This is a genomic window from Brachybacterium sp. AOP24-D1-21, assembly GCF_052378665.1.
Taxonomy (GTDB): Bacteria; Actinomycetota; Actinomycetes; order Actinomycetales; family Dermabacteraceae; genus Brachybacterium.
In genome coordinates this window covers 1,566,055-1,589,903 of record NZ_JBQSXX010000001.1, presented here as the reverse complement: position 1 = coordinate 1,589,903, position 23,849 = coordinate 1,566,055, and the positions used below count along the sequence as shown (strand labels likewise).

Here is a 23,849-nt window from a genome sequence, read left to right as displayed (position 1 = left end):
AGTTCCTTACCAGGTCAGGGCGGGGGTGCGCACGGGAGCATCCCACAGTCGGCTCTGCTCGTCGTCCAACGGCATCAGAGTGATCGAGATGCCGTGCATGCCCAGGCTGGTCACGTAGGAGCCGACCAGGGAACGTTCGATCGACACCCCCGCATCGGCCAGCTGGTGGTGCAGCGAGCGGGCTGCGAGCTGCAGCTCGAGCGGGTAGGTGCCGCCGAGGCCGTTGACGATCGCGAGCACCTCCTCGCCGCGGTGGAGGTCCAGCTCCTCGCGCAGCGGCTGGACCAGCAGCTCGACCAGTCCGTCGGCGTCACGGAAGGGGACCCGGCCACGGCCGCGTTCGCCGTGGATGCCCACGCCGAGTTCGACCTCGTCATCGTCGAGGGTGAACTGCGGCTCGGCGTCCCCGGGATGGGTGCCGGCGGAGAGGGCGAGGCTCATGGTGCGGGCGCGGGAGGCGGCGCGGCGACCGATCTCGGCGACCTCCGCGAGGCTCGCCCCGGCCTCGGCGGCGGCGCCGCACAGCTTCTCGACGATCACGGTGGCGGCGGTGCCGCGGCGACCGGGGCCGTCGTCCTCCCCGGTGTCGGTGGCGAGGTCGTCGTCCACCAGCACGATCTCGGTCTCCACGGCGTCATCGCCGCTGATCTCGCCGGCGATGCGGAAGTTCAGGACGTCGCCGGTGTAGTTCTTGACGATCTGGACCACGCCGCGGCCTGCGTCGGCCGCCTTGGTGGCCGCGAGGACCTGCAGTGCGGTGGGGCTGGCGAAGACGGCGCCGGCGACCGCGACGTCGAGCATCCCGGTGCCCACGAAGCCGGCGTGCAGCGGCTCGTGGCCGGAGCCGCCGCCGGAGACCAGGCCCACCTTGTCGGTGGCGCGCTGGCGACGGGTGACGAAGTGATGGTGTGCATCCAGGTCCAGCAGGAGGGGGTGGCTGAGCACGAGACCTTCGAGGGCCTCGGGGACCAGGTCCTCGGGAACGTTGACGATGCTGCGGCGCATGGTGCGCTCCTTCCACAAAGCAGGTGCCGGCGACAGCTCGACACTATCCTGGCGTGATGCACACCACCGCAACTCGTCGCAGCTCGCGGCTGCTCGTGATGCTCGCCGGCCTGCTGATGCTGGTCCTGGTGGGCGCACCCTCGGCGTATGCCTGCGACTGCATGGAGCTGACCTTCGAGGAAGCCGCTGCGAATGCCGATCTGATCGCGGACATCACGATCGAGAGCGAGATCGAGGACGTCGAGGGCGAGGTCACCTACTTCGCGGTGGTCGACACGGTGTGGAAGGGCGAGGAGTCCCGCACCATCGAGTTCACCACCCATGAGTGGGTCGCCTCCTGCGGACTGGGCAGGATCGAGGCGGGCACGAGCCTGCTGGTCTGGGCTTCCGGGGAGGACGGCTCGTACAGCAGCACCTGGTGCGCCCTGCCGTCGGACGGCGGCCCCGATAGCCCGGAGCGCCTCACCGAACTGCTGGGCGCGCCGGCCGACCTCACCGATCAGCCCGTTCCGGCACCGGGCGAGCCGGGCGGTCCGCCGGAACAGGCCACGCCGGAGTGGGTAGTTCCCACGCTGGTCGCGGCCGGCCTCGGGATCGGCGTGCTGGTGACACGAGTGGCCGGGCTCGCGATCGCGCGGGTGCTGGTCGGACGCCGGAGGGGCTGACGGGCTGGCGCGGCTGACGCCACCGGACGGGCCGACGGCCTGACGCATCCGGCCGGGCCGATGGGCCCGCGGCCCGATCCTCGCGTGGGATCGCTCCCACAGCTGTGACCTGCGCACCGGTTGTTCACCTGGCGTCCATGGAACCCGTCGGGTGATCGCGTACGGTGCGAGACATGCGACTTCTCCTGATCCGTCATGGCCAGACTCCGAGCAACGTCGAGGGGATCCTCGATGCGGGCTATCCCGGGCCCGGGCTGACCACCCTGGGCCGTGCACAGGCGCAGGCCGTGCCCCATGCCCTGCAACACGAGACGATCCAGGGTCTGCACGTCTCCCGTCTGCTGCGCACCCATGAGACGGCCGCGCCGCTCGCCGCCGCGCTGGGCATGAGTCCGCGACTCACCGAGGGGCTCGAGGAGATCGTCGCGGGCGACTTCGAGATGCGGCGTGACGAGCAGGCCGTCGAGGCGTACCAGGACAATCAGGCGCGATGGAGCGGGGGCGAGCTCGACGGCTCCCTCCCCGGCGGGGAGACGGGACACGCCTTCCTGGACCGCTACACCCGCGCACTGCGCCATATCGCCGGGCTCTACGCCGAGGATGCGACCGTCGCGGTGGTCAGCCATGGCGCGGCGATCCGGGTGTTCGCCTCGCTGGCCGGGCAGCTGGGCGCCTCCACCCGCCACGACCGCCCGCTGTACAACACCGGCATGGTCACCCTCACCGGTCACCCCGAGGAGGGCTGGGTGCTGAACGACTGGGTGAGCACCCCGATCGGCGGCACCCATCTGCTGGGCGAGACCGAGCATGACGTCACCGCAGACCAGCACGCCGAGGCGGCCGTCTGACACTCGCTCCCGCCCGCAGTCAGGAGCCCGGCCCTCGCGCAGCGAGCACGGCCAGGCTCCGGAGCGAGCTGCACCCCGGGCGCACGACCCCGAGGAGCAGCGCTCGGGAGTCAGCTGCCAGGTGCCAGCTGCGTGGATCAGTCCTCGAAGATGATCACCTGGCGCACTGCCTTGCCGTCGGCGAGCTTGTCGAGGGACTCGTTGATGTCGGCGAGCTTGATGCGGTCCGAGATCAGCTCCTCGATGGGCAGCTTCCCCTGTCGCCAGAGGTCGAGGTAGACGGGGATGTCGCGGGAGGGGACCGCCGAGCCGAGGTAGGAGCCGACGATGGTGCGAGCCTCGGCGGTGAGCCCCAGCGGGGCGATCGTCGAGCGGGCATCGGGTGAGGGCAGCCCGATGGTGACCGTGGTCCCGCCGACGCCTTCCTGGTGCACGCGGACGTCTCCGGGGAGCTCGCCTCCCGCGCGGTCGCGATCATCACCGATGAGCATGTCAGAGCGCTGAGCAGCCTGCACTACGAGATGATGGCCGCGTCCCTGCGCGATGATCTGACCACGCTCGAGTCGCTCAACAACTCCTTCCACCGTTCGCTGAACCTGGTGGTGGATGCGCCGCTGCTGGACCGGATCGTCGGCCTGTGCTCGAAGTACGTGCCCCGCGGCTTCTATGACGGGATCGAGGGCTGGCCGGAGGCCACCCGTTCCGAGCACGATGCGATCATCGAGGCGCTCCAGGCCCGTGACGCGGAGGCCGCCCGCGCGGCGGTGCGCTCGCACATCCTGCATTCGGGCGAGCTGCTGGCCGAGCATCTGCGTGCGGCGCTCGAGGCCCAGCTTCAGGAGGAGACGGGCTGACGCTCCGCGGAGTGGTTCTGCGGGGTGTGGCCAGCCTGCGCTGAGGCTGCATGCGCTGACGCTGTCTGTGCGGAGGCCGCCAGCGCAAGAGCTCCCTGGTCTCCGTCGGCCCGCACGCCCTCCATTTCCGCGCGGAGGAATTCCGGGCGAGGCACCTTGGTGGTCAGCGCGCTGATCCCGGCCAGCAGGATGATCAGCAGCATCACGCCGATCAGCACCGCCCAGCCGGAGAGGTCGTAGGCGATGGCGACCAGGCCGCCGACCACGCCGCTGCCCAGGTAGAAGAACAGCGTGTACAGCGCGCTGGCCTGGCTGCGCGCCTGGGGCGAGCTGGTCGCGCCCACGGTCGTGACCGCCGCGGAGTGCGCCATGAAGAATCCGGCGGTGAAGATCACGACCCCGGCGACGACCGCCGCCAGGTGCGGGACCAGGGTGAGGGCGAGGCCCAGGGCGGTCAGGGCGAGGGCCACCAGGTCGGTGCGCACGAAGCCGAACCGGGGCAGCCACGTGCCGGCCAGGCGGGAGCTGACCGTTCCCGCGAAGTAGGCGAGGAACACGAACGCGGTCCAGGTGGGCGAGAGGTGGAACGGCTCGGCGGCGAGCCGGAACCCGATGAGGCTGTAGAAGCTCACCATGACACCGGTGATCAGGAGCCCCTGCAGGTTCAGCCGGCGCAGGTGCGGCTGGGCGAGCGCGGCCCGGATCCGGGACCACTGGCTGGCGCGTGCAGCGGGACTGCTGGTGCGCGCCGATGAGCTGGCCGCGGATGGCCTGGCAGCGGGGACCAGGGCCGAGCCGGCGGCGGGCACCGGGGCGAGCAGGGCGAACAGGATCGCGCACAGCAGGCTCAGGCCGCTGATCACCATCAGCGCGCTCTCCCAGCCCAGCCATTCCCCGAGCGGCCCGGCCAGGAGCCGGCCGCCGGCGCCGCCGATGGTGGTGCCGGAGATGTAGGTGGCCAGGGCCACGGCGGCGCGGCGGCCGCTGAGCAGGTCGTACACATAGGGCACTGCGAGCACTGGCACGCCGCCCAGGAAGACTCCCGCGAGGAGGCGGCCGATCAGCATCACCTCGAGCGTCGGCGCGAGGGTGGCCACGAGCATGAGCAGCACACCCACGATGGTGGCCAGGCGCAACGCCTTAAGCCGGCCGATGCGTCCCGCCGCCCAGGCCCAGGGGAACACGCCGATCGCCACGCCGATCGTGCCGGCAGAGACGACCCAGGCCGAGTCTGCGGCGCTGATGCCGTAGTCGGCGGAGAGGCTGGGGAGCAGCCCCTGGACGGCGTAGAGCTCTGCGAAGCTGGCGAAGCCCGCGAGCAGCAGCACCAGGGCGAGCCGACGAGTGGAGACCTCGGGCCGTGCCGAGCCGCGCGGCGCCACCGATGCGGAGGGAAGCGGGGCTCCACCGACCTGCGAGGCGCCCTGCGCGGCGCCTCGCGCCGTGCCCTGCGTGGCGGTAGCGCCGGATGCGGGGCTCGGCGCGGGCGAGGAAGACATCTCGCCATGGTATGCAAACCCCGGGCGCATGACTAATACTGATTCGCCGACGTCACATACACTGCGAGTATGAATCAGTCGGATGCGCGTCGTCTCCTGCCCGACCTCCCCGTCCTGGTCGAGCTCGCTCGCACCGGAACGATCTCCGAGGCCGCTCTCGTGCTGGGGATGCAGCAGCCCTCTGCCAGCCGGGCCGTGGCCCGGTTGGCACAGCACGCCGGCGTGCGGCTGACCGCGCGACAAGGGCGGTCCGTCGTCCTCACCGACGCCGGGCGCCATCTCGCGGAGGCAGGCACCGAGGCGCTCGCACTGCTCGAGAACGGACTCATCGCCGCGCGCCGCCAGGCAGGGACGGAGAACGCCCTGATCAGTATCAGCTATCAGGCGGCGTTGGGCGAGAGCTACCTTCCCCGCGCGATCGCGCACTTCCGCACCTTCCGGCGCACCACCCGGTTCCAGCTGAGCCATGGGTCGCGGCGCGGGACCCTCGATGCGGTGCGGGACGGCTCCGCGGATCTCGCCCTGGTCGCGGAGCCGGAGAACGTCCCCGGTGGCCAGGTGGCGGTGCTCTTCGATGAGCCGTTGGTGGCTCTGGCCTCCACCCAGCATCCGATCGCGAGGCTCCATCGCCCGCTCCTGCCCGAGGACCTCCGCGCCCACGAGCTGGTGATCCTCAGCGCCGGGTATGGGCTGCACGATTCGATCGTCCGCCTGCTCGCCGACGTCGGCGGCCTGCCCGAGAGCGTCTTCGAGGTCGACGACTACCGGGTCGCCCAGGGCCTCGCCGCCGCAGGGGTGGGTGTGACCGTCCTGCCGCCGAGCGCCGTCACGCACGCCGCGGATGTCGTCGAGCTCCCGATCGCCCACCCCGAGGCCCGGCGCACCATCGGTGTGGTGACCGGGCCCGATCCCTCACCGATCGTCGAGGACTTCGTGGACGTGCTGCACATCGCGACCCGCGGCCACCGACGAGCGCCGGGGACCGCGACGACGGCATGACCCGCCGTGCTCACCAGCGCGGGTGGATGCTCTCGCGCAGCAGCTGGTCGTAGGTCTCGCGCACGGCGGCGTCGAAGCGGCCGAGCACCTCGGCCTGCTCGGCGGTGGGGGCGCTGCCGGCGGCGGCGTTGCGGCGGGCCTGCTCGCCGCTGCTGGCGCCGGGGATCGCGGCGGTGACGCCAGGCTGCGCGAGGATCCAGCGCAGGCTGGCCTCGGCGAGCGGCATCGCGCCGTCGAGGGCCTGCTCGAGGCGGGCCACGGTGGTGAGGCCGGTCTCGTAGTCCACGCCGGAGAAGGTCTCGCCCTGATCGAAGGCTTCGCCGTGGCGGTTGAAGCTGCGGTGGTCGTTCGCGGCGAAGCTGCTGCTGGGCGAGAACTTGCCGGTCAGCAGGCCGGAGGCGAGGGGGACGCGGGCGATGATCGCCACGCCCTTCTGGCCCGCGAGCGGGACCACCTCGTCCAGGGGCTTCAGGCGGAAGGGGTTCAGGATGATCTGGATCGAGGCGAGGTGCTCGCGCTCGAGGCTGATCAGCGCCTCCTCACAGGTCTCCACGCTCACGCCCCAGGCGGCGATCTTCTTCTCCGCCGCAAGCGCGTCGAGCACGTCGAACACGCGGTCCTCGCGGTAGATCGCCGGCGGCGGGCAGTGCAGCTGCACCAGGTCCAGGGTGTCCATGGCGAGGTTCTGCCGCGAGCGCTCGACCCAGGCGCGCAGGTTCTCCTCGGTGAAGGTCTCCGGGGCGAAGGGGTCGGCGCGGCGGGAGGCCTTGGTGGCGACGAACGGAGCCTCCGCTCCCCCGTCGACGGCGGCGGCGCGCATCGCGCCCACCAGCTGCTCGCTGCGGCCGTCGCCGTAGACGTCGGCGGTGTCGAAGAAGGTCACGCCCGCATCGAGCGCGGCGCCGAGCACGGCCTGGGCGGAGTCGTCGGTGACGTCTCCCCAGTCGGCGCCGATCTGCCAGCAGCCCTGACCGATCACGGAGAGCGGGCGGCCCAGACGGGCGGGGGTGCGGTACTGCATGGACATCGTCGACCTCGCATATGTTCGGCAAGCCGCCGGGGGCGGCACTCGACAAGCAGTGTCCCAGGCCATGGAGCTTCTGCGGGAATATGGTTCACCGAAGGCGGCTCCGAGCGCCAACGCTCAGCGTTTCGGCTCCCCCGGATCCTTCGCCTCCCAGGCATGAACGTGGCAGGACGGGGCCGATCCGGCATGATGAACCGTGCGGGTCCGCCCGATCTCGGTGCGAGCCGACATCTCCCGGTCCGCGAGCGCCGCTCCCGGGGAACGATTCCCGCACAATCGACGCGCGCTCCGCACGACGCGTTACGCACCACGCAGCACGCAGCACGCAGCACGCAGCACGCACCACGACAGCGATTCCATGAAAGAGACGGAGGCCCGGTGACCACACGATCCGCCTCCGAACGCCCCAGCATCCGCCAGGTCGCGGAGAACGCCGGGGTCTCCCACATGACGGTCTCCCGGGTGCTCAACGGCCACACGAGCATCAAGGAGAGCACCCGCGAGAAGGTGCTCGCCGCTGTGGAGGAGCTGGGGTACCGCCCCAACATCGCCGCCCGGGCCCTGGCCACCCAGAAGACGCTGCGGATCGGCGCGATCGTGGAGACGGAGGCGGAGTTCGGCCCGGCGAGCGCCCTGCGGGCGATCCATCGCGCGGCTCGGCAGCGCGGCTATTCGGTGAGCTCGATCGCGCTGGACGAGGATGATTCGGCCGACGCCGCCCAGGCATTGCGGCAGCTGACCGGTCTCGGCATCGATGCGCTGTGCCTGGTCACCCCGCGCTCCTCCTCGCTCGCCGCCCTGCGCGCGCTGGCCGCGGAGATCCCGGTGCTGGTGGTCAAGCCCGAACGCGAGGAGGAGCTGCTGCGGGTGTGCGTGGACCAGCAGCTGGGGGTCACGATGGCGGTGGATCACCTCGCGGCGCTGGGCCACCGCGACATCCTGCACGTCTCCGGCCCGATGGACTGGCTCGACGCCCGCGCCCGGGAGCGGGCCTTCCGGGCACGCACCCGCTCCTGGGGGATGCCGGAGCGGCCCATCGTGGCCGGGGACTGGTCCGCAGATTTCGGCTACGACTTCGCCGTCGGCCTGCAGCGCCGCCCGGACTACACGGCGATCTTCGCGGCGAACGACCAGGTGGCACTCGGGATCGTGCACGGTCTGCACGACCGTGGGATCAGCGTCCCGGGGGAGCTCAGCATCGTCGGCTTCGACGACGCTCCCTTCTCGCGGCATTCCATCCCGCCCCTGACCACGGTGCGCCAGCCCTTCGAGATGCTCGGTGCCGCGGTGGTGGACGTGCTGCTGGCTGCGATCGAGGGCCGCCCCCTCCCGCAGCGCACGAAGATCCCGCCCGAGCTGATCGTGCGCCTGTCCACCGCGAAGGCACGGGAGACGCCGTGAGCACGGAACGGGCGTCGGAGCGGGCGGCGAAACCGGTAGCCGAACGGGCAGCGAAAACGGCAGCGGGGCGGTCAGCAAGACCGACAGCGGGACGGGCGGCGGATGCTGCTGTGGCGGTCGAGATGCGGGGCATCACCGTGGACTTCGGCCCGGTGCGCACGCTCCACGGGGTGGATCTTGTGCTCCGCCCCGGCGAGATCCATGCACTGATGGGCGAGAACGGCGCCGGGAAGTCGACCCTGATCAACGTGCTGGCCGGGGTGGTCCATCCCAGCTCGGGCAGCATCCGCCTCGAGGGCCAGGAGGTGCGCTTCTCCTCAGCGGCCGACGCCCAGGCCGCCGGCATCGCCGCAGTGCTGCAGGACGTGCCGCTGTCCCAGCACCTCAGCATCGGCGAGAACGTGATGCTCGGCCATGAGCCCTACGGCCGCCTCGGCATCCGCTGGGCAGAGCTGCATGACCGCGCCCATCAGATGCTCAGCGAGCTGGGCCTGGCAGAGCTGGACACCCGCCAGCCGCTGCGGTCGCTGTCCCCCGCGCTGCGGCTGCTGGTATCGATAGCGCGCGCCATGGCGACCGGGCCCCGGGTGCTGCTGCTGGACGAGCCGACCTCGAGCCTGGACTCGGCGGAGGTCCAGCAGCTGTTCAGCGTGCTGCGCCGGCTGCGGGACCAGGGGGTCGCGATGGTGTTCGCCTCCCACTTCCTCGAACAGGTCCTCGCCCTCAGCGACCAGCTGACGGTCCTGCGCGCGGGCACCCGGATCGCACAGTTCCCCGCCCATCAGGTCGAGCGGGCGGAGCTGATCGCACTGATGATCGGGCGGGATCTGCAGGAGCTGCGACGGATCGGCTCGCTGCGCCAGGAGCATCGCACACATCCCGAGGGCCGGCCGTTCTACAGCGTGCGGGGCCTGGGCCAGCAGGACGTCCTGTCCCCCACGGATCTGGACCTCCACCGGGGCGAGGTGGTGGGGATCGCGGGGCTGCGCGGCTCCGGGCGTACGGAGCTCGCGCGGCTGCTGGCCGGGGGTGAGCGACCGGACTCCGGCCGCGCGGAGGTGGACGGGGCCGAGGTCTCCTTCGCCTCCCCCGCCGCGGCGCTGCGCCACCACATCGCGATGGCCAGCGAGGACCGGCTCGGCGAGGGGGTGATCGCGGGGCTGAGCATCCGCGAGAACATCACGCTCGCGCTGCAGTCGATGCGCGGCTGGGCGCGGCCGATGTCCCGCGCCGAACGGGATGAGCTGGTGGCAGCCTATATCGACGAGCTCGGGATCACTCCGGCCGATCCAGCCACCCCGGTCGAGCTGCTCTCCGGCGGGAACCAGCAGAAGGTGCTGCTGGCCCGCTGGCTGGCCACCCGGCCCCGGATCGTGGTGCTGGACGAGCCCACCAAGGGGATCGACATCCGTTCCCGGGTGGAGATCCAGTCCCTGATCGCGCGCCTGGCCGCGAGCCACGTGGGGGTCGTCATCATCTCCTCGGACCTCGATGAGCTGATCCGGCTCAGCGACCGGATCGTGGTGATGAAGGACCGGGTGAAGATCGGCGAGGTCAGCAACGGCCCGGGGCTGAGCGTGGACACGATCGTGGAGATGATCGCGGCCCCCGCCGAGGAGGACGACGACCTTCCGCCGATCGGCGAGGTCGCGCCCGGCTGAGCCGTGCCCGCGCTGCCGCTCCGCCCGACCGCCGGCCGTCCACACGGCCGCTCCGCACGTCCCGCAGCTGTTCGCGGCGTCGCTCCCCCGCCCCGCGACCGTGTCCGTTTCGTCCGTCCCGCGGCCGTGTCCGTTTCGTGATGTGACCTACCTTGCACTCCGCCATGTTCCCGGTAACATTTGTGGAACATGGCGCGGCAGTCCGCCGTCCCCCTCTCGCCCCCGCCCCCGCGCCCGGTCTCGATACCGGGCAGGCGCCCACGGCGCCCTCGATCTCAAGGAGGAGATCATGACTACCACTCGTCGTACCCTTCTCGGCCTCGGTGCCGCCGGCCTCGTCGGCACCGTCCTGGCCGCCTGCTCCTCTGATGACTCCGGCAGCGCCGGCGGCGGCTCCGGGGGCGGCTCCGGCGGCGACTCCGGTGAGCTGATCACGATCGGCTTCGTCGCCGTGGGCCCCGAGGGCGCCTGGCGCCAGGCCAACGAGGAGAACGTCCAGGACACGTTCACCCAGGAGGCGGGCTTCGAGCTGAAGTACGCCCCCGCCACCAACCTCGACCAGAAGTCCCAGATCGACGCCTTCACCTCCTTCGTGGATGAGGGGGTGGACGTGATCCTGCTGTCCGCCACCGAGGGCTCCGGCTGGGAGGAGTCCCTCAGCCGCGCGCAGGAAGCGGAGATCCCGGTGCTGCTGATCGACCGCGGCATCGAGCCCGACGACGCCTCCCTGTACGTCACCCGCCTGGCACCGGACAACATCGCCGTGTCCACCTCGGTCGCCGAGTGGGCGCTGGAGACCTTCCCGGACGGCGCGAAGTACTTCGTGCTCGAGGGCCCGGCCGGCGTCTCCGTGGTCAACGAGCGCAATGAGGGCTGGAACGCGGTGATGGAGGGCGAGTCCTCCTTCACGAACCTCGGTGCGCAGACGGCGAACTGGTCCACCGAGGAGGCCAAGAGCGTCTTCGAGACGGTGCTGAAGTCCAACAGCAACGACGTCCAGCTGGTCTTCGCACAGAACGACGAGATGGGCCTCGGCGCCGCGCAGGCGGTCGAGGAGGCCGGACTGGTCCCGGGCGAGGACGTCAAGATCGCGACCATCGACGGCACCAAGGCAGCGCTCGAGGCGCTCGCCGCCGGCACCTTGAGCTTCGTGGCGGAGTACAACCCGCTGTTCGGCGACCAGGCGCTGGAGGCGGTCAACACCGTGCTGGACGGCGGCGAGGTCGAGTCCTACATCCAGGTCGAGTCGACCACCTTCGACTCGTCCGAGGCCGCCGAGGAAGCACTCCCGGACCGCAAGTTCTGAGCAGCAGGCGGCCCCGTCCTTCGACCCTCAGGGTCGAAGGACGGGGCCTCCCGCACCGCACCTGACTGCGCCTGACCAGGCCGTCTGACCAGCCCGCAGCACCCCAGAGCGCCGCGCAGAACCCCACCGCAACTGATCGCCGCTGCCCGCAGCACCCACGGAGAGGCACCGATGCCCGCACCACCGATCGTCGAGATGCAGGACATCTCGATCTCCTTCCCCGGGGTCAAGGCCCTCGACGGGGTCGACTTCCGGCTCTTCCCCGGCGAGGTCCACGCCCTGATGGGCGAGAACGGCGCGGGGAAATCCACCCTGATCAAGGCGCTCACCGGGGTGTACAGCATCGACGCGGGCACGGTCCTGGTCGCCGGGACCCCCCAGCGCCTGCACGGCACGGCCGACGCCCAGGCCGCCGGGATCTCGACCGTGTACCAGGAGGTGAACCTCTGCACGAACCTGTCGATCGGCGAGAACGTGATGCTCGGCTATGAGCTGCGCGGGCCACTGGGCATCCGCTGGGGTGCCACCCATCGACGGGCCTCCGAGGTGCTGGCGAAGGTGGGGCTCGGCGGGCTGGACCCGCGCCAGCCGCTCTCCTCCCTGTCGATCGCGCTGCAGCAGCTGGTCGCGATCAGCCGCGCCACGGTCACCGACTCCACGGTGCTGATCCTGGACGAACCCACCTCGAGCCTGGATTCGGCGGAGGTCGCGCAGCTGTTCGCGGTGATCCGCTCGCTGCGGGATGAGGGGGTCGCGATCCTGTTCGTCTCCCACTTCCTGGACCAGGTGTACGAGATCAGCGACCGCCTCACCGTGCTGCGCAACGGCGTGTTCCAGGGCGAGTTCATGACCGAGGAGATCAGCCAGGGCGCGCTCATCTCCACCATGGTGGGCAAGGAGATCGGCGCACTGGATTCGCTCGAGCGCGCCAGCGCCCGCCGCGAGGTGGACCGCACCGGCACCCCCGTCTACAGCGCCGAGGGCCTCAGCCGCACCGGCTCGCTCGAGCCGACGGACGTCACCTTCCACGCCGGGGAGGTCCTCGGCATCGCCGGCCTGCTGGGCAGCGGCCGCACCGAGCTCGCCCGCCTCGTCTACGGGGCGGACAAACCCGAATCCGGCACCGTGCAGCTGCGCGGCGCGACCACCTCGATCTCCTCCCCCTCCCAGGCACTCGCCGCCCGCATCGCCTACGCGAGCGAGAACCGGCGCGATGAGGGCATCATCCGCGACCTCACCGTGCGCGAGAACCTCATCCTCGCCGTCCAGGCGGAGCGCGGCTGGGCCCGGCCGCTGCCCGCGCACGAGAAGGACGCCCTGGTCGAGAAGTACATGACTGCGCTGAACGTGCGGCCCGCCGATCCGGACCGGCCGATCAGCAACCTCTCCGGCGGGAACCAGCAGAAAGTGCTGCTGGGACGGTGGCTGGCGACCCAGCCGGAGGTGCTGATCCTGGATGAGCCCACCCGCGGCATCGACGTGGGCGCGAAGACCGAGATCATGGAGCAGGTGATCGCCCTGGCCGATGACGGCGTGGCGATCGTGTTCATCTCCTCCGAGCTCGAGGAGGTGGTGCGGCTCAGCGACCGCATCATCGTGCTGAAGGACCGCCATAAGCTGGCGGACCTCACCGTGGACGAGTCCGTCACCACCGACTCGCTGATCGCCACCATCGCCGGGGACCCCGCACCGGGCCAGCCCGGGAGCCCCCACCCCGCAGGAACAGGAGTCGGCTCATGAGCCTCGACGGCACACCCCGGCATTCAGCGGTGCTCGACCTGATCCGCCGCCCCTACTTCTGGGGGATCATCGCGATCGCCCTGCTGCTGCTGATCAACACGCTCAAGGACCCCGGATACCTGGCGGTCAGCTACAACGAGACCACCGGGTCCCTGGTCGGCAACATCATCGACATCCTGCGCGCCGCCGCGCCGATCGCGATGATCTCGGTGGGCATGTGCCTGGTCATCGCGACCGCCGGGATCGACCTCTCGGTGGGCTCGCTGATGGCGGTCTCCGGCGCGATCGCGATGGAGTTCCTCTCCTCCGCCGGCAGCTCCGTCGGCGCCGCGGCCGGAGCGCTCGCCCTCGCGCTGCTGCTGGGAGCGGCGCTCGGCGCCGTGAACGCCGTGCTGGTCTCGGTGGTGGGGCTGCAGCCGTTCATCTCCACCCTGGTGATGATGCTCGCCGGGCGAGGTCTGGCGAAGGTGATCACCGGCGGGCAGAACACCGCGGCGAGCAACGAGTCCTTCCGCTGGCTCGCCAACGGCTACGTGCTCGGCATCCCGGTGGTGTTCGTGCTCGCCGTGCTGATCGTGATCGCGGTGGGCCTGCTGGTGCGCCGCAGCGCACTGGGCCTGATGATCGAGGCGATCGGCATGGATCCCCGGGCCGCACGCCTGGCCGGGGTGAACCGGCGCGGCCTGCTGTTCGCGGTGTACATCGCCTCCGGGCTCCTCGCCGCGGTGGGCGGAGTGTTCGCCACCGCCAGCGTGATGACGGTGGACGTCTCCAACACCGGTTACCAGCTGGAGATGGACGCGATCCTCGCCGTCGTGATCGGCGGGACCTCCCTGGCGGGAGGGAAGTTCAACATCACCGGCGCCGCGATCGGGGCGCTGCTGATCGCCACCCTCGACAAGACCGTCGTGTTCCTGGGCATCTCCTCCTCCGCCACCCCGGCGTTCAAGGCGATCGTGATCATCGCGCTGTGCCTGCTGCAGTCCCAGCGAGTACGGGACCTGTTCCGTGCCCGCCGCTCCCGGCCCGTCGGCCCCCGCAGCGAGACCCCGAAGGAGGCGGTGTCCGCATGAGCACCGCGATCACCACCCCGCCGGCGACCAGCACCCCGCAGCGCCCCTCGCCCCTGCACCGGGTCAAGAGCTTCTTCCGCGCCGACTCGCTGCCCACCCTGGCCGCGCTGGTCATCTTCGTGCTGATGCTGATCTACGGGGAGACGGCCTACGGCCGGATCTTCCAGCTCAGCACCATCTCGAACCTCTTCATCAACAACGCCCATCTGATCATCCTGGCCGTGGGGCTGACCTTCGTGATCATCAGCGGCGGGATCGACCTCTCCGTCGGGGCGATCATCGCGCTGTCCTCCGTGTGCGGGGTGATGCTCGCCGGCACCGGGATGAATGCGGTGCTGGTCATCGTGGTCATGATCCTGATCGGCTCCACGATCGGGCTCGCCTCCGGAATCCTCATCCAATACTTCAACGTCCAACCCTTCATCGCGACGCTCGCGATGATGTTCCTGGGGCGGGGCCTGGCCTCGATGCTCTCCACCGTGCCGGTGCGGCTCGAGGAGGGCTCCGGGATCCTGCTGCTGGGCACGAAGCTCAAGATCATCGACGGTCCGAAGGTCAACGACCTGGTCATCACCCCGGGCGTGCTGATCGCTCTGCTGGTGGTCATCGCCGCGTTCCTGGTGCTGCACCGCACCCGCACCGGGCGCACCGTCTACGCCATCGGCGGCTCCGAGCAGTCCGCCTCGCTGATGGGCCTGCCGGTGCTGCGCACCAAGCTGCTGATCTACGTGATCAGCGGGACCCTCGCCGGGATCGCCGCGGTGGTCTACACCGCGCGCCTCGGCTCCGCCCAGAACATCACCGGCATCGGCTGGGAGCTCGATGCGATCGCTGCTGCTGTCATCGGCGGCACCCTGCTCACCGGCGGCTTCGGCTACGTGCTCGGCTCCGTGGTCGGTGCGCTCGTGCTGGGCCTGATGAACGTGCTGATCACCCGCGACGGCAGCATCCCGCCGGAAGCCACCACCATCATCACCGGCGGGATCCTGCTGATCTTCGTGCTGCTGCAGCGTGCGGTGATGTCGAGGCAGCGGGAGTAGCGGAGCGGGCAGAGCAGCGGGGGCGGCCCGACGGGGACAGTGCGGCCGGGCGGGCAGAGCCCGGCCGCGCTGCAGCGGGTTCCCTGCGCCCCCGTCACTCCCGGCCGTCACTCCCCGCCGTCGCTGGGCGCCTCGGACCCCTCGCCGTCCGCCGGAGGCTCGCCCCCGGGGCCCCCGCCCTGCGGTGCGTCCTCGGGCGGGGTGCCGCCGCCACCCGGGCCTCCCTCGCCACCCGCGGGGGGTTCCCCGCCAGAGCCACCCTCACCGCCGCCCCCACCGGGCATCCCGCCGGCCTCAGGCTCGGTGGTCGTGTCGATCGGGACGTCGATGCTGAAGGAGTAGCCGCCCTCGAGGTCACCGCTGAAGGCGACCAGCTGCTGCTCGTAGCCGTCGGAGAAGATCCCGTCGCTCTCGAGGGTCAGCTGATCGAGGTTCGCGGTGGAGCCGGCATAGCCCTCGAGCGCGTAGACCTCGCGGCACTCCACCTCGGGCAGGGCGATCTGGGAGGTGAGGATCGCGTTGCCGGCGTCGACGATCGAGTCGGCGTCCGGGAACACCTCGAAGTGGAGGTGGGGCCAGCGGCCGGCGTAGCAGCCGGGGAGAATGCTGGTGAAGGTGACGGCGCCCGCGGAGTCGGTGATCTGCACACCGCGCAGGTAGGTCTCGTTCTCCAGCCCCTGGGAGTACATCGAGTAGCGGCCCTCGGCGTCGCAGTGCCACAGGTACACCGCCGCGCCCTCCATCGGCACGTCGCCGCTGGCCATGTCGATGATGTTCATGGTGAGCTCGAGCGGCACGCCCTCGGCGGTGGTGTCGGAGTCGATGCTGGAGCGGAGGTCGCTGCGCTCGACGCCACTGGTCTCGAGCACGTCCGCGCCGTTGGAGCCGTCCCCCGGGTAGGGGCCGGCGGTCTCGCCGGGCATCTCCTCGAGGGCTGAGGCGGAGGTGCCGCCGCCGTCACTCGCCCCACCGCCGCTCACCCCTCCCCCGTTGCCGGCGCCGTCGGACGTCTCGGCGCTTCCGCCGGTGCAGGCGGCGAGGACCGCGGCGACGCTGCCGGCGCCGAGCACTCCGAGCACTCCGCGGCGGGAGACGAGCGTACCGACGTCGAAGGCGAGGCCCTGGTCCTCGACGTCCTCCTCGGGGTGGTGCAGGGGGCGGCCCTCGAAGCGGGTCGGAGGGTCCGTCGCCGGCGCGGCAGGGTCGTGCTCGCGGGCCTCGGGATAAGCGCGGCCGACGGGGCGGTGCGGGACATTGTCCATGGCGGTCCTCTCGGTGTCCTGTGCTGGAGCGAGAAACGTAGAACCGCTGGCTGTGGGCGTGCTGTGACCTTTCCGTGACCTTTTTGGGGTTCGGTGGGGAGTTCCCTGGATCAGCTCACGGGCTGAGCGAGGACGGCCAGCGCCTCCCGGAACCGCGCGGCGGCCACGCCGATCACCTCCGGATGCGCCCCCAGCGGGGCGCTGACGAGGTCGGCCCCGGCGCCGCCGACGAGGTTCGCGAAATGGCCCGGGGCCAGCACATAGCTCGCCGCGATCACCCTCCGGGCGCCGGCCGCACGCGCCGCGTCGACGGCCTCCGGGAGGGAGGGCGCGCAGCCCGCCCCGTATCCGATGCTCACGGGGCACGGCAGGTGGGCGGCGACCAGATCACGCATGTGCTCTACGGCACGGGCGGCGGCCAGATGGGAGGTGCCGGCTGCGGCGAGCACCACATGATCGCCGGGGCGATGCCCGGCATCTCCCTCGCTGACGGCGGCGAGTCGGTCCCGCAGTGCCCGCACCAGAGCCGGGTGCGGGCCGAGGGCGGGGGCGGCGACGGCGCGGGGATGGGGCTCGACGGCCGCGGCGATGTCCACGGAGGTGTGGAAACCGGTCGAGAGCAGCAGCGGCACCACCACCACGGGGCCCTCCGCGGCGGCGCGCGTGACGACGCCCGCGACCTCAGGCTGCTCCACGTCGACGTAGGCCTCGCGCACCTCGGCGTCCGGGACGGTGCGGGCGAGCTGCTCCCGGATCCGGGCGATCACGGCGCGGCCCGCCGCGGAGCGGGTGCCGTGGGAGCAGGCGATCAGCGCGGTCATGAGTCCTCCTGCGCCGTCGGGGCGGTGGGGTCGAAGTGCTGGATGACGGCGCGCGCCAGCGCGCCCATCCGGCTGCGGGCGGGCAGCAGTGCGGACATCCCGCGCGCTTCCAGGGGTGCGGCGGTGAGGGGGCCGACGGCCGCCATGACCAGCTCCCCGGCGCGGGTGCGGGCGGCGATGTCCGGCAGGGCGCCGGCCTGTTCGGCGGCGACCAGCCAGTTCTCGGTGCCGGGTGCGGCGGTGAACAGGACCGCGTCCACTGCTCCGGCGGCGGCATCACACACGGAGCGGTGCACAGCGGCGGGGTCGCGCGGTGGTCCCCAGCGGTAGACGGTCAGGGCCACCACCTCGGCGCCGGCGCCCTGCAGCGCCTCGTCGAGGCCGTCGGCCCCGGAGCCGTGGTGCTGCACGGCGGCGCGGGTCCCGGTGAGGTCCTGGCCGGCGAGGTGGGCGATCACCTCGGCGGAGGTGCCCTCCTGGGCGACCCAGTCCACGGTGAGTCCCGCCTGCTGGGCGGCGCCGCGGGCCTTGGGGCCGCGCGCGAGGACCCGGGTGCCGGCGAGCGCGGCGCGCAGCGAGGGGGCGAGGCCGGCGGCGTCGGCGGCCTCGAACCAGCCGCGCACGCCCACGCCGGTGGTGGCGATCAGCAGGTTCGGCGGGAGGGCGATGAGCTCGGCGGTGCGGGCCAGCAGCTGCGGGTCATCCACGTGCGGGATCATGCTCATCGCGGGGGCGTGCTGGATCTCGGCGCCGTGGCGGATCAGCGCGGCGGCGAGCTCCTCGGCCCGGCGGTCCAGGGCGAGCACGAGCCGCCTGCCCTCGAGCGCGCTGGAGAGCTGGGGCGGGGTGCTCACGCCGCGTGCTCCGGCGTCTGCCCGCCGAGTGCGGCCATCTCGGCGAGGTCCGGCGCCGCTGACCGGTTCGGCTCCGCGAGGGCGAGCGCGGCCGATGGGCTCGGCTCAGCGGGGGCGAGCGCGGCCGATGGGCTCAGCTCAGCGGGGGCGAGCGCTGCCGACGTTTCCGGCTGCAGCAGTCCGGCCCGGGCCACCTCGCCGATCACGATCACCGCGGGGCTGCGCACGCCGACGGCTCCGGCCGTATGGACGGCGCGGGCGAGGGTGGTGCGGGTGGTGCGCTGTCGCGGGGTGTGGCCGTTCTCGATGATCGCGATCGGCCGCTGCCCTGGCACTCCATGGGCGAGGGCGGCGGCGACCAGGGCGGGAAGCGCCGCGACCCCCATCAGCACCACGGTGGTCACCGCGTCGTCGGCGAGCGCGGCGAGGGTCGCGGCCGACGGTCCGTGCGGCCCGCTCAGGTCGTGCCCGCTGACCACGTGCACGGTGGAGGAGAGTCCGCGATGGGTGACCGGCACCCCGGCGGCCTGGGGCACGGCGAAGGCGCTGCTGATCCCGGGGACCACCTCGACCTCGATCCCGGCAGCGCGGCAGGCGAGCACCTCCTCGCCGCCGCGGCCCAGCACGAACGGATCCCCGCCCTTCAGCCGCACGACCGCCTTCCCGGCGCGGGCGTGCGCGATGAGCAGGGCGTTGATCTGTTCCTGCGGGACGGGATGGTGGCCGGGGCGCTTGCCGACGTCGATCACGAGCGCGCTGGGACGCAGCTCCGCGCGGACCTCTGCGGCGGGGCCGAGCCGGTCGACGATCACGACGTCGGCCGCGCGCAGCAACCGCAGGGCCCGCACGGTCAGCAGGTCCAGCGGGCCCGGCCCGCCGCCCACCAGCGCCACGTGGCCGGTCGGGGTGGTCATCGTGCGCCGCCGCGCAGCAGGTAGACGTCCCCGTCGAGGGTGCGCACGGGCCAGACCCGGAGGCGTCGCACCTGCTTGCCGCGGGTGTTCACGCAGGTGCCCGAGCGTAGGTCGAAGATCTGCTTGTACATCGGGGAGGCGATGGTGGGGCGGCCGCCGCGGGAGCCGACGATGCCGCGGGAGATGACGTTCGCCCCCGAGTAGGGGTCGTGGTTGTCGACCGCGCGGAGGTCGCCGTCGGCCAGCAGGAACAGGGCGACCTGCTCCTGGCCCACGAGGGCCGCGCAGCCCCGTTCGACCTCGAGCTCCGCGAGGGTGCACAGCCGGAGCCAGTTCGCCGCGAGCTGCGGGGCGAGGGCCGGGCTGCTGAGGCTCGGGCTGGCGAGGGTCGGGGTGGTGAGGGTCGGGCTGGCGGTGCTCGGGGTGGTGAGGGTCGGGGTCATCGTCGTACCTCCAGGGTCGTGCCGGCGATCAGGATCCCACCCGTGCGCTCCTCAGGCCGGGCGGGGCGCACCTGCCCCCGCTCGGGGACGAAGGCGAGGCCGGGGTCGGGGGTGGTGGGGGCGTTCACGAAGGAGCGGAAGCGGGCGAGCTTGGCGGGGTCGGCGAGAGTCTCAGCCCACTCATCACGGTAACCCTCGACGTGGCGTTCCATGGCCGCGTCCAGATCTGCGGCGAGCCCCAGGGAGTCGTCCATGATCACGGCGCGCAACCCGTCGATCCCGCCGTCGAGCGCTTCGAGCCAGGGGGCGGTGCGCTGGAGCTTGTCGGCGGTGCGGGCGTAGTACATGAAGTATCGGTCCAGGGTGCGGATCAGGGTGTCGTCGTCCAGGCCCTCGACCAGCAGCTGGGCGTGGCGCGGGGTGGCGCCGCCGTTCCCGCCCACGTACAGGTTCCAGCCCTGGGCGGTGGCGATGATGCCGGCGTCCTTGGCGCGGGCCTCGGCGCATTCGCGGGCGCAGCCGGAGACGCCGAGCTTGAACTTGTGCGGGGTGCGCAGCCCGCGGTAGCGCAGCTCGAGCTGGATGGCCATGGAGGTGGAGTCCAGCACGCCGTAGCGGCACCAGGTGGAGCCCACGCAGGATTTCACGGTGCGCAGCGACTTGCCGTAGGCGTGGCCGGATTCGAAGCCGGCCTCGGTCAGGCGCCGCCAGATCAGCGGCAGCTCCTCGAGGCGGGCGCCGAACATGTCCACCCGCTGGCCGCCGGTGATCTTGGTGTAGAGCCCGAAGTCGCGGGCCACCTCCCCCACCGTGATCAGGCCCTCGGGGGTGACCTCCCCGCCGGGCATGCGCGGGACCACGGAGTAGGTGCCGTCCTTCTGCATGTTGGCCATCACGTGGTCGTTGGTGTCCTGCAGGGTGGCGTTCTCGTTGTCCAGCACATGCTCCCCGCCGAGCAGGGCGAGGATGCCGGCGAGCACGGGCTTGCAGGTGTCGCAGCCGCGCCCGCGGCCGAACCGGGCGATGACGGCGCTGAAGGTGGTCAGGCCCGAGACGTGCACGGCGTCGAACAGCTGGCGGCGGGAGAGGTCGAAGTGCTCGCACAGCCCGGCGGAGACGGCCCGGCCGAGCTTCGCGAGCTCGCTGCCCACGAGCGAGGTGACCATGACGGTGCAGGAGCCGCAGGTGGCGCCCGCCTTGGTGCAGGCGGTGACGGCCGCGGCGTCGGCGCAGCCCTGCTCTCGCACGGCGTGGCGGATGGCGCCGGCGCTCACCGAGGAGCAGGAGCAGACCACCGCCTCGTCGGGCAGTTCGGCGGTCGGGGCGGCCGACGCCCCGGCGGGGAGCAGGTAGGCGGCGGGGTCCCCGCCGAGCGGCCCGCCGACCAGCGGGCGCAGGGAGCCGTAGGCGGAGGCGTCCCCCACCAGCATTCCGCCGAGCAGGGTCTTCGCGTCGTCGGAGAGGACGAGCTTCTTGTGGACGCCGTTCACGGGGTCGGTGTAGACCACGTCCAGGGCGCCGGGGGTGGTGGCGAAGGCGTCGCCGAAGCTGGCGACGTCCACGCCGGAGAGCTTGAGCTTGGTGGAGAGGTCGTAGCCGGCGAACGTCGCCTGCCCGCCGAGGATCCGGTCGCTGACCACCTCGGCCATGGCGTAGCCGGGGGCGACCAGGCCCACGCACTGCCCCTCGAAGGAGGCGACCTCGCCGATCGCGTGCACGGCCGGGTCGGAAGTCGCGCAGGCCTCGTCGATCCGCACCCCGCCGCGCTCGTCGCACGTCAGGCCCGCGGCGCGGGCGAGCTCGTCGCGGGGGCGGACGCCGACGGTGAAGATCACGAGGTCCGCCGGGAGCTCGGAGCCGTCCGGGAGGACGACGGCGCGGGCGCTGCCGTCGGCGCCCGGGAGCACGGCGGCGGAGCGGGCCTCGGTGCGCACGGTGATCCCGCGGGCCTCGATGAGGCGGCGCAGGGTGGCTCCGGCGGGCAGGTCGAGCTGGGCGGACATCAGTCGGTCGCCGGACTGCAGGACCGTCGCCTCGGCGCCCATGCCCTGCAGGGCGCCGGCGGCCTCGAGGCCCAGCAGCCCGCCGCCGACGACGATCCCGCGCACGGGCCGATCGCCCTGTGCGGCGTCGGACTGTGCGGCGCGTGCTTCGACGTGGCGGCGCAGCGCCTCGACGTCGTCCAGGGTGCGGTAGACGAAGCAGCCGGGCAGCTCGGCGCCCTGGATCGGGGGCCTCGCCGCGTGGGAGCCGGTGGCGAGGACCAGGTGGTCGTAGGGGTGGACGGTGCCGGAGACGGTGGTGACGGTGCGGTTCTCGCGGTCGATCGCCTGAACGGGGTCCCCCTCGTGGAGGGTGACGCGGGGATCCTCGAAGATCGTGTGCGCGAGGGTGAGCTCCTCGGGACTCTCCCCGTCGAAGAAGCGGGTCAGGCCCACCCGGTCGTAGGGGCGGCGGGCCTCGTCCCCGAGCACGGTCACGGTGATCCGCTCCTCGGCGCGGGTGACGAGCGAGTCGACCAGGCGGTGCGCCGCCATCCCGGCGCCGATCACGACGATGCGGGGGCTCATCGGGGCGCCCCCACCAGTTCGGGGGCCTCCGTGGGTCCGTCGGCCGGCGGGGCGGCCGGGGCGCCGGTGGGGTCGAGGGCAGGGGCGGGGGTGGCCTCCGCAGCGGTGCCGGTCGCGGTGGTGGGGGTACCGGCAGCAGCGGCGGGGTTCTTGCGGCGGTGGGCGTAGTAGAGCGGGAGGCCCACGAACACCAGGCCGCCGACGAGGTTGCCGATCACGGTGGGGATCTCGTTCCAGATCAGGTAGTCCATGATCGTGAACTCCGCGCCGAGCAGCAGGCCGGAGGGGAACAGGAACATGTTCACGATGGAGTGCTCGAAGCCCATGTAGAAGAACAGCATCACGGGCATCCACATGCAGGCGATCTTCCCCAGGATGTTGTCGGTCATGAACGCGCCGACCACGCCGGTGGAGACCATCCAGTTGCACAGCACGGCGCGGATGAACAGGGTGAGCATTCCGGCGGCGCCGTGATCGGCGTAGCCGACGGTGCGGCCATGGCCGATCTCGGAGATCGCCAGGCCCACGGGGCTGGGCTCGGTGGAGAAGCCGTAGGTGAAGTAGATGGCCATCAGCACCGCGACCATGAATGCGCCGAGGAAGTTGCCCAGGAACACCAGGCCCCAGACGCGAAGCATCGAGCGCACCGTCACTCCGGGCTTCCGCGCGATCAGTGCGATCGGCATCAGTGTGAACACCCCGGTGAGCAGGTCGTAGCCCATCAGGTACAGCAGGATGAAGCCGACGGGGAACAGCAGCGCTCCCAGCAGCGGCTCCCCGGTCTGGGTGGAGACGGTGACGGCGAAGGCGGCGCCGAGGGTGAGGATCGCCCCGGCCATGAAGGCACGCAGCACCGTGACTCCGGCGGAGTAGGTGACCTTCGAGGCGCCGGCGGCGGTGAGCCGGTCCACCAGATCGGTGGGCTGGACGTAGGACATGGCAGCTCCTGACACGAGGGAAGGATGGGCATGTCCCGTGCGCCTGCAGCGGGGTGCGGCCATCCTGGGCTCTTGTGGAGCTGAGACGAAGGGCGAGAGGGCGCCGTGACCTTCTCGTGATGTGACGTCTCAGGGGTGGACGGGCCGTGCGACGCCCAAGAACAGGAGCCGTGCCCTGAAACCGGAGCTTGTCGGCGCACACCGGTAACCTGTCGTGAAGCGTGAGGAATTCTGAAGATGGGATTGCTGGATGGGAGCGGACGAATGGCCCCGCCACGACAACAAGTCGTGGCAAGAGGTACTGGATCGCATTCGGAAGCTCGGCTGGCCCTGCCCGTCATGGACCTCCAGCCACCCAAAGATCGTCATGGACTGTCCCGACTCCGACCGCCGCTGCCGGATCGTCGCGTTTTCGACGGGGAATGGCACCGAGAGCGCCGCGAAACAAGCGCTGAAACGTGCGGAGAGGTGCCCTCATAGACAGATCACCGACGAGCTCACGCACGTCGATGAGCTCCTCGATGCGGCCAGCCGGTTCATTGAGAGCGCTGCGAAGCTCCTCCGGCGAGGCGTCATCGACTCTCGCCTCGAGGAGCTGCTGGAGTTTGCGTCCGCCTCGATCGAGCGTGCCGAGGCGGCGTTGCTCGAGCAGGAGTTCGACGATCTCTCGGACGAGCTCGGCTCCATGGATTCGCCAACGTCCGGGTCAGCGGAGGATCTCCTCGATTCAGCCGACACACCGCTTCGCAAAGCTCGCCTGTCACTACGTGACCTCCCTGGACGTAGCGATGAGGTCCAAGAGCGGCGAGATCGACTCGAGCAGCTCACGCAGCGACGGAACACTGTGGGTGACGCTCTGCACGACTAAGCCCCCTCCCGGTTGGCAAGTGCCAACTGAGGGGCCTATAGTGACCATCCGAGAGAAAGGC

At 71.5% G+C, this 23,849-nt stretch carries 21 protein-coding genes and 1 pseudogene; 11 read left to right on the top strand and 11 right to left on the bottom strand.

What is annotated here, in order from left to right:
* Window positions 1–6 precede the first annotated feature (6 nt).
* Window positions 7–1,005: a dihydroxyacetone kinase subunit DhaK gene (locus ACT3UF_RS07140; RefSeq protein WP_444601275.1), complete on the bottom strand. Its 999-nt coding sequence runs from the start codon at window positions 1,003–1,005 to the stop codon at window positions 7–9.
* Window positions 1,006–1,061: 56 nt separating this feature from the next.
* On the opposite strand from ACT3UF_RS07140, the gene ACT3UF_RS07135 reads away from it, so the two are divergent.
* Entirely contained in the window at window positions 1,062–1,670 is a 609-nt protein-coding gene (locus tag ACT3UF_RS07135) for a hypothetical protein (RefSeq protein ID WP_444592294.1), read from the top strand.
* Between the two features lie 173 nt (window positions 1,671–1,843).
* Window positions 1,844–2,518 (top strand): histidine phosphatase family protein, encoded by a 675-nt coding sequence (locus ACT3UF_RS07130; RefSeq protein WP_444601276.1) that lies wholly within the window; start codon window positions 1,844–1,846, stop codon window positions 2,516–2,518.
* Window positions 2,519–2,655: 137 nt separating this feature from the next.
* Here the strand turns inward: ACT3UF_RS07130 and ACT3UF_RS07125 are convergent.
* A pseudogene (locus tag ACT3UF_RS07125) lies at window positions 2,656–2,934 on the bottom strand (alcohol dehydrogenase); the annotation flags it as partial.
* Window positions 2,935–2,946: 12 nt separating this feature from the next.
* Here ACT3UF_RS07125 and ACT3UF_RS07120 point away from each other — a divergent pair.
* Window positions 2,947–3,372, top strand: coding sequence for an FCD domain-containing protein (locus ACT3UF_RS07120; protein WP_444608206.1), 426 nt, complete (start codon window positions 2,947–2,949; stop codon window positions 3,370–3,372).
* On the opposite strand, the gene ACT3UF_RS07115 is transcribed toward ACT3UF_RS07120, so the two are convergent.
* Window positions 3,354–4,871: an MFS transporter gene (locus ACT3UF_RS07115; RefSeq protein WP_444601278.1), complete on the bottom strand. Its 1,518-nt coding sequence runs from the start codon at window positions 4,869–4,871 to the stop codon at window positions 3,354–3,356. The genes ACT3UF_RS07120 and ACT3UF_RS07115 overlap by 19 nt on opposite strands.
* A gap of 69 nt (window positions 4,872–4,940) precedes the next feature.
* Here ACT3UF_RS07115 and ACT3UF_RS07110 point away from each other — a divergent pair, with 69 nt between their 5' ends.
* Entirely contained in the window at window positions 4,941–5,870 is a 930-nt protein-coding gene (locus ACT3UF_RS07110) for a LysR family transcriptional regulator (RefSeq protein ID WP_444601279.1), read from the top strand.
* 10 nt (window positions 5,871–5,880) lie between these two features.
* Here the strand turns inward: ACT3UF_RS07110 and ACT3UF_RS07105 are convergent, their stop codons facing one another.
* Entirely contained in the window at window positions 5,881–6,891 is a 1,011-nt protein-coding gene (locus ACT3UF_RS07105; RefSeq protein WP_441444281.1) for an aldo/keto reductase, read from the bottom strand.
* 384 nt (window positions 6,892–7,275) lie between these two features.
* Here ACT3UF_RS07105 and ACT3UF_RS07100 point away from each other — a divergent pair, with 384 nt between their 5' ends.
* From ACT3UF_RS07100 to ACT3UF_RS07075, 6 genes are all read left to right on the top strand, one after another.
* Complete coding sequence (locus ACT3UF_RS07100) at window positions 7,276–8,298, top strand: LacI family DNA-binding transcriptional regulator (protein ID WP_441444221.1); 1,023 nt, start codon at window positions 7,276–7,278, stop codon at window positions 8,296–8,298.
* A 110-nt stretch (window positions 8,299–8,408) separates the two neighbouring features.
* Complete coding sequence (locus tag ACT3UF_RS07095; protein ID WP_444601280.1) at window positions 8,409–9,959, top strand: sugar ABC transporter ATP-binding protein; 1,551 nt, start codon at window positions 8,409–8,411, stop codon at window positions 9,957–9,959.
* A 289-nt stretch (window positions 9,960–10,248) separates the two neighbouring features.
* Complete coding sequence (locus ACT3UF_RS07090) at window positions 10,249–11,265, top strand: ABC transporter substrate-binding protein (RefSeq protein WP_442332375.1); 1,017 nt, start codon at window positions 10,249–10,251, stop codon at window positions 11,263–11,265.
* Window positions 11,266–11,436: 171 nt separating this feature from the next.
* Window positions 11,437–13,005 (top strand): sugar ABC transporter ATP-binding protein, encoded by a 1,569-nt coding sequence (locus ACT3UF_RS07085; RefSeq protein ID WP_444601281.1) that lies wholly within the window; start codon window positions 11,437–11,439, stop codon window positions 13,003–13,005.
* The gene (locus tag ACT3UF_RS07080) at window positions 13,002–14,078 is read left to right on the top strand and encodes an ABC transporter permease (protein ID WP_444601282.1); all 1,077 of its coding nucleotides are present in this window, start codon (window positions 13,002–13,004) and stop codon (window positions 14,076–14,078) included. The genes ACT3UF_RS07085 and ACT3UF_RS07080 overlap by 4 nt, the downstream gene beginning before the upstream one ends.
* On the top strand, window positions 14,075–15,118 hold the full coding sequence (locus ACT3UF_RS07075) for an ABC transporter permease (protein ID WP_444601283.1): 1,044 nt from the start codon (window positions 14,075–14,077) through the stop codon (window positions 15,116–15,118). Before ACT3UF_RS07080 ends, ACT3UF_RS07075 begins: the two co-directional genes overlap by 4 nt.
* A 107-nt stretch (window positions 15,119–15,225) precedes the next feature.
* On the opposite strand, the gene ACT3UF_RS07070 is transcribed toward ACT3UF_RS07075, so the two are convergent.
* From ACT3UF_RS07070 to ACT3UF_RS07040, 7 genes are all read right to left on the bottom strand, one after another.
* Window positions 15,226–16,380 (bottom strand): intradiol ring-cleavage dioxygenase, encoded by a 1,155-nt coding sequence (locus tag ACT3UF_RS07070; RefSeq protein ID WP_441444215.1) that lies wholly within the window; start codon window positions 16,378–16,380, stop codon window positions 15,226–15,228.
* Window positions 16,381–16,490: 110 nt separating this feature from the next.
* Entirely contained in the window at window positions 16,491–17,201 is a 711-nt protein-coding gene (locus tag ACT3UF_RS07065; protein WP_444608205.1) for a sirohydrochlorin chelatase, read from the bottom strand.
* A complete protein-coding gene (locus tag ACT3UF_RS07060; protein WP_444601285.1) occupies window positions 17,198–18,055 on the bottom strand; it encodes a uroporphyrinogen-III synthase in 858 nt (285 codons plus the stop codon). The genes ACT3UF_RS07065 and ACT3UF_RS07060 overlap by 4 nt, the downstream gene beginning before the upstream one ends.
* Window positions 18,052–18,969 carry a uroporphyrinogen-III C-methyltransferase gene (gene cobA, locus ACT3UF_RS07055; RefSeq protein ID WP_444608204.1) on the bottom strand — a complete coding sequence of 306 codons (918 nt, stop codon included), beginning with the start codon at window positions 18,967–18,969 and terminating at the stop codon, window positions 18,052–18,054. Before cobA ends, ACT3UF_RS07060 begins: the two co-directional genes overlap by 4 nt.
* Window positions 18,966–19,412, bottom strand: coding sequence for a nitrite reductase small subunit NirD (gene nirD / locus ACT3UF_RS07050; RefSeq protein ID WP_444599596.1), 447 nt, complete (start codon window positions 19,410–19,412; stop codon window positions 18,966–18,968). The genes cobA and nirD overlap by 4 nt, the downstream gene beginning before the upstream one ends.
* Window positions 19,409–21,982, bottom strand: coding sequence for a nitrite reductase large subunit NirB (nirB, locus tag ACT3UF_RS07045; protein ID WP_444601288.1), 2,574 nt, complete (start codon window positions 21,980–21,982; stop codon window positions 19,409–19,411). Before nirB ends, nirD begins: the two co-directional genes overlap by 4 nt.
* Window positions 21,979–22,920 (bottom strand): formate/nitrite transporter family protein, encoded by a 942-nt coding sequence (locus ACT3UF_RS07040; protein WP_444599598.1) that lies wholly within the window; start codon window positions 22,918–22,920, stop codon window positions 21,979–21,981. Before ACT3UF_RS07040 ends, nirB begins: the two co-directional genes overlap by 4 nt.
* Before the next feature lie 367 nt (window positions 22,921–23,287).
* Between ACT3UF_RS07040 and ACT3UF_RS07035 the strand changes: the two genes are divergently transcribed.
* Complete coding sequence (locus ACT3UF_RS07035) at window positions 23,288–23,788, top strand: hypothetical protein (RefSeq protein ID WP_442332930.1); 501 nt, start codon at window positions 23,288–23,290, stop codon at window positions 23,786–23,788.
* The last annotated feature ends 61 nt before the right edge of the window (window positions 23,789–23,849 follow it).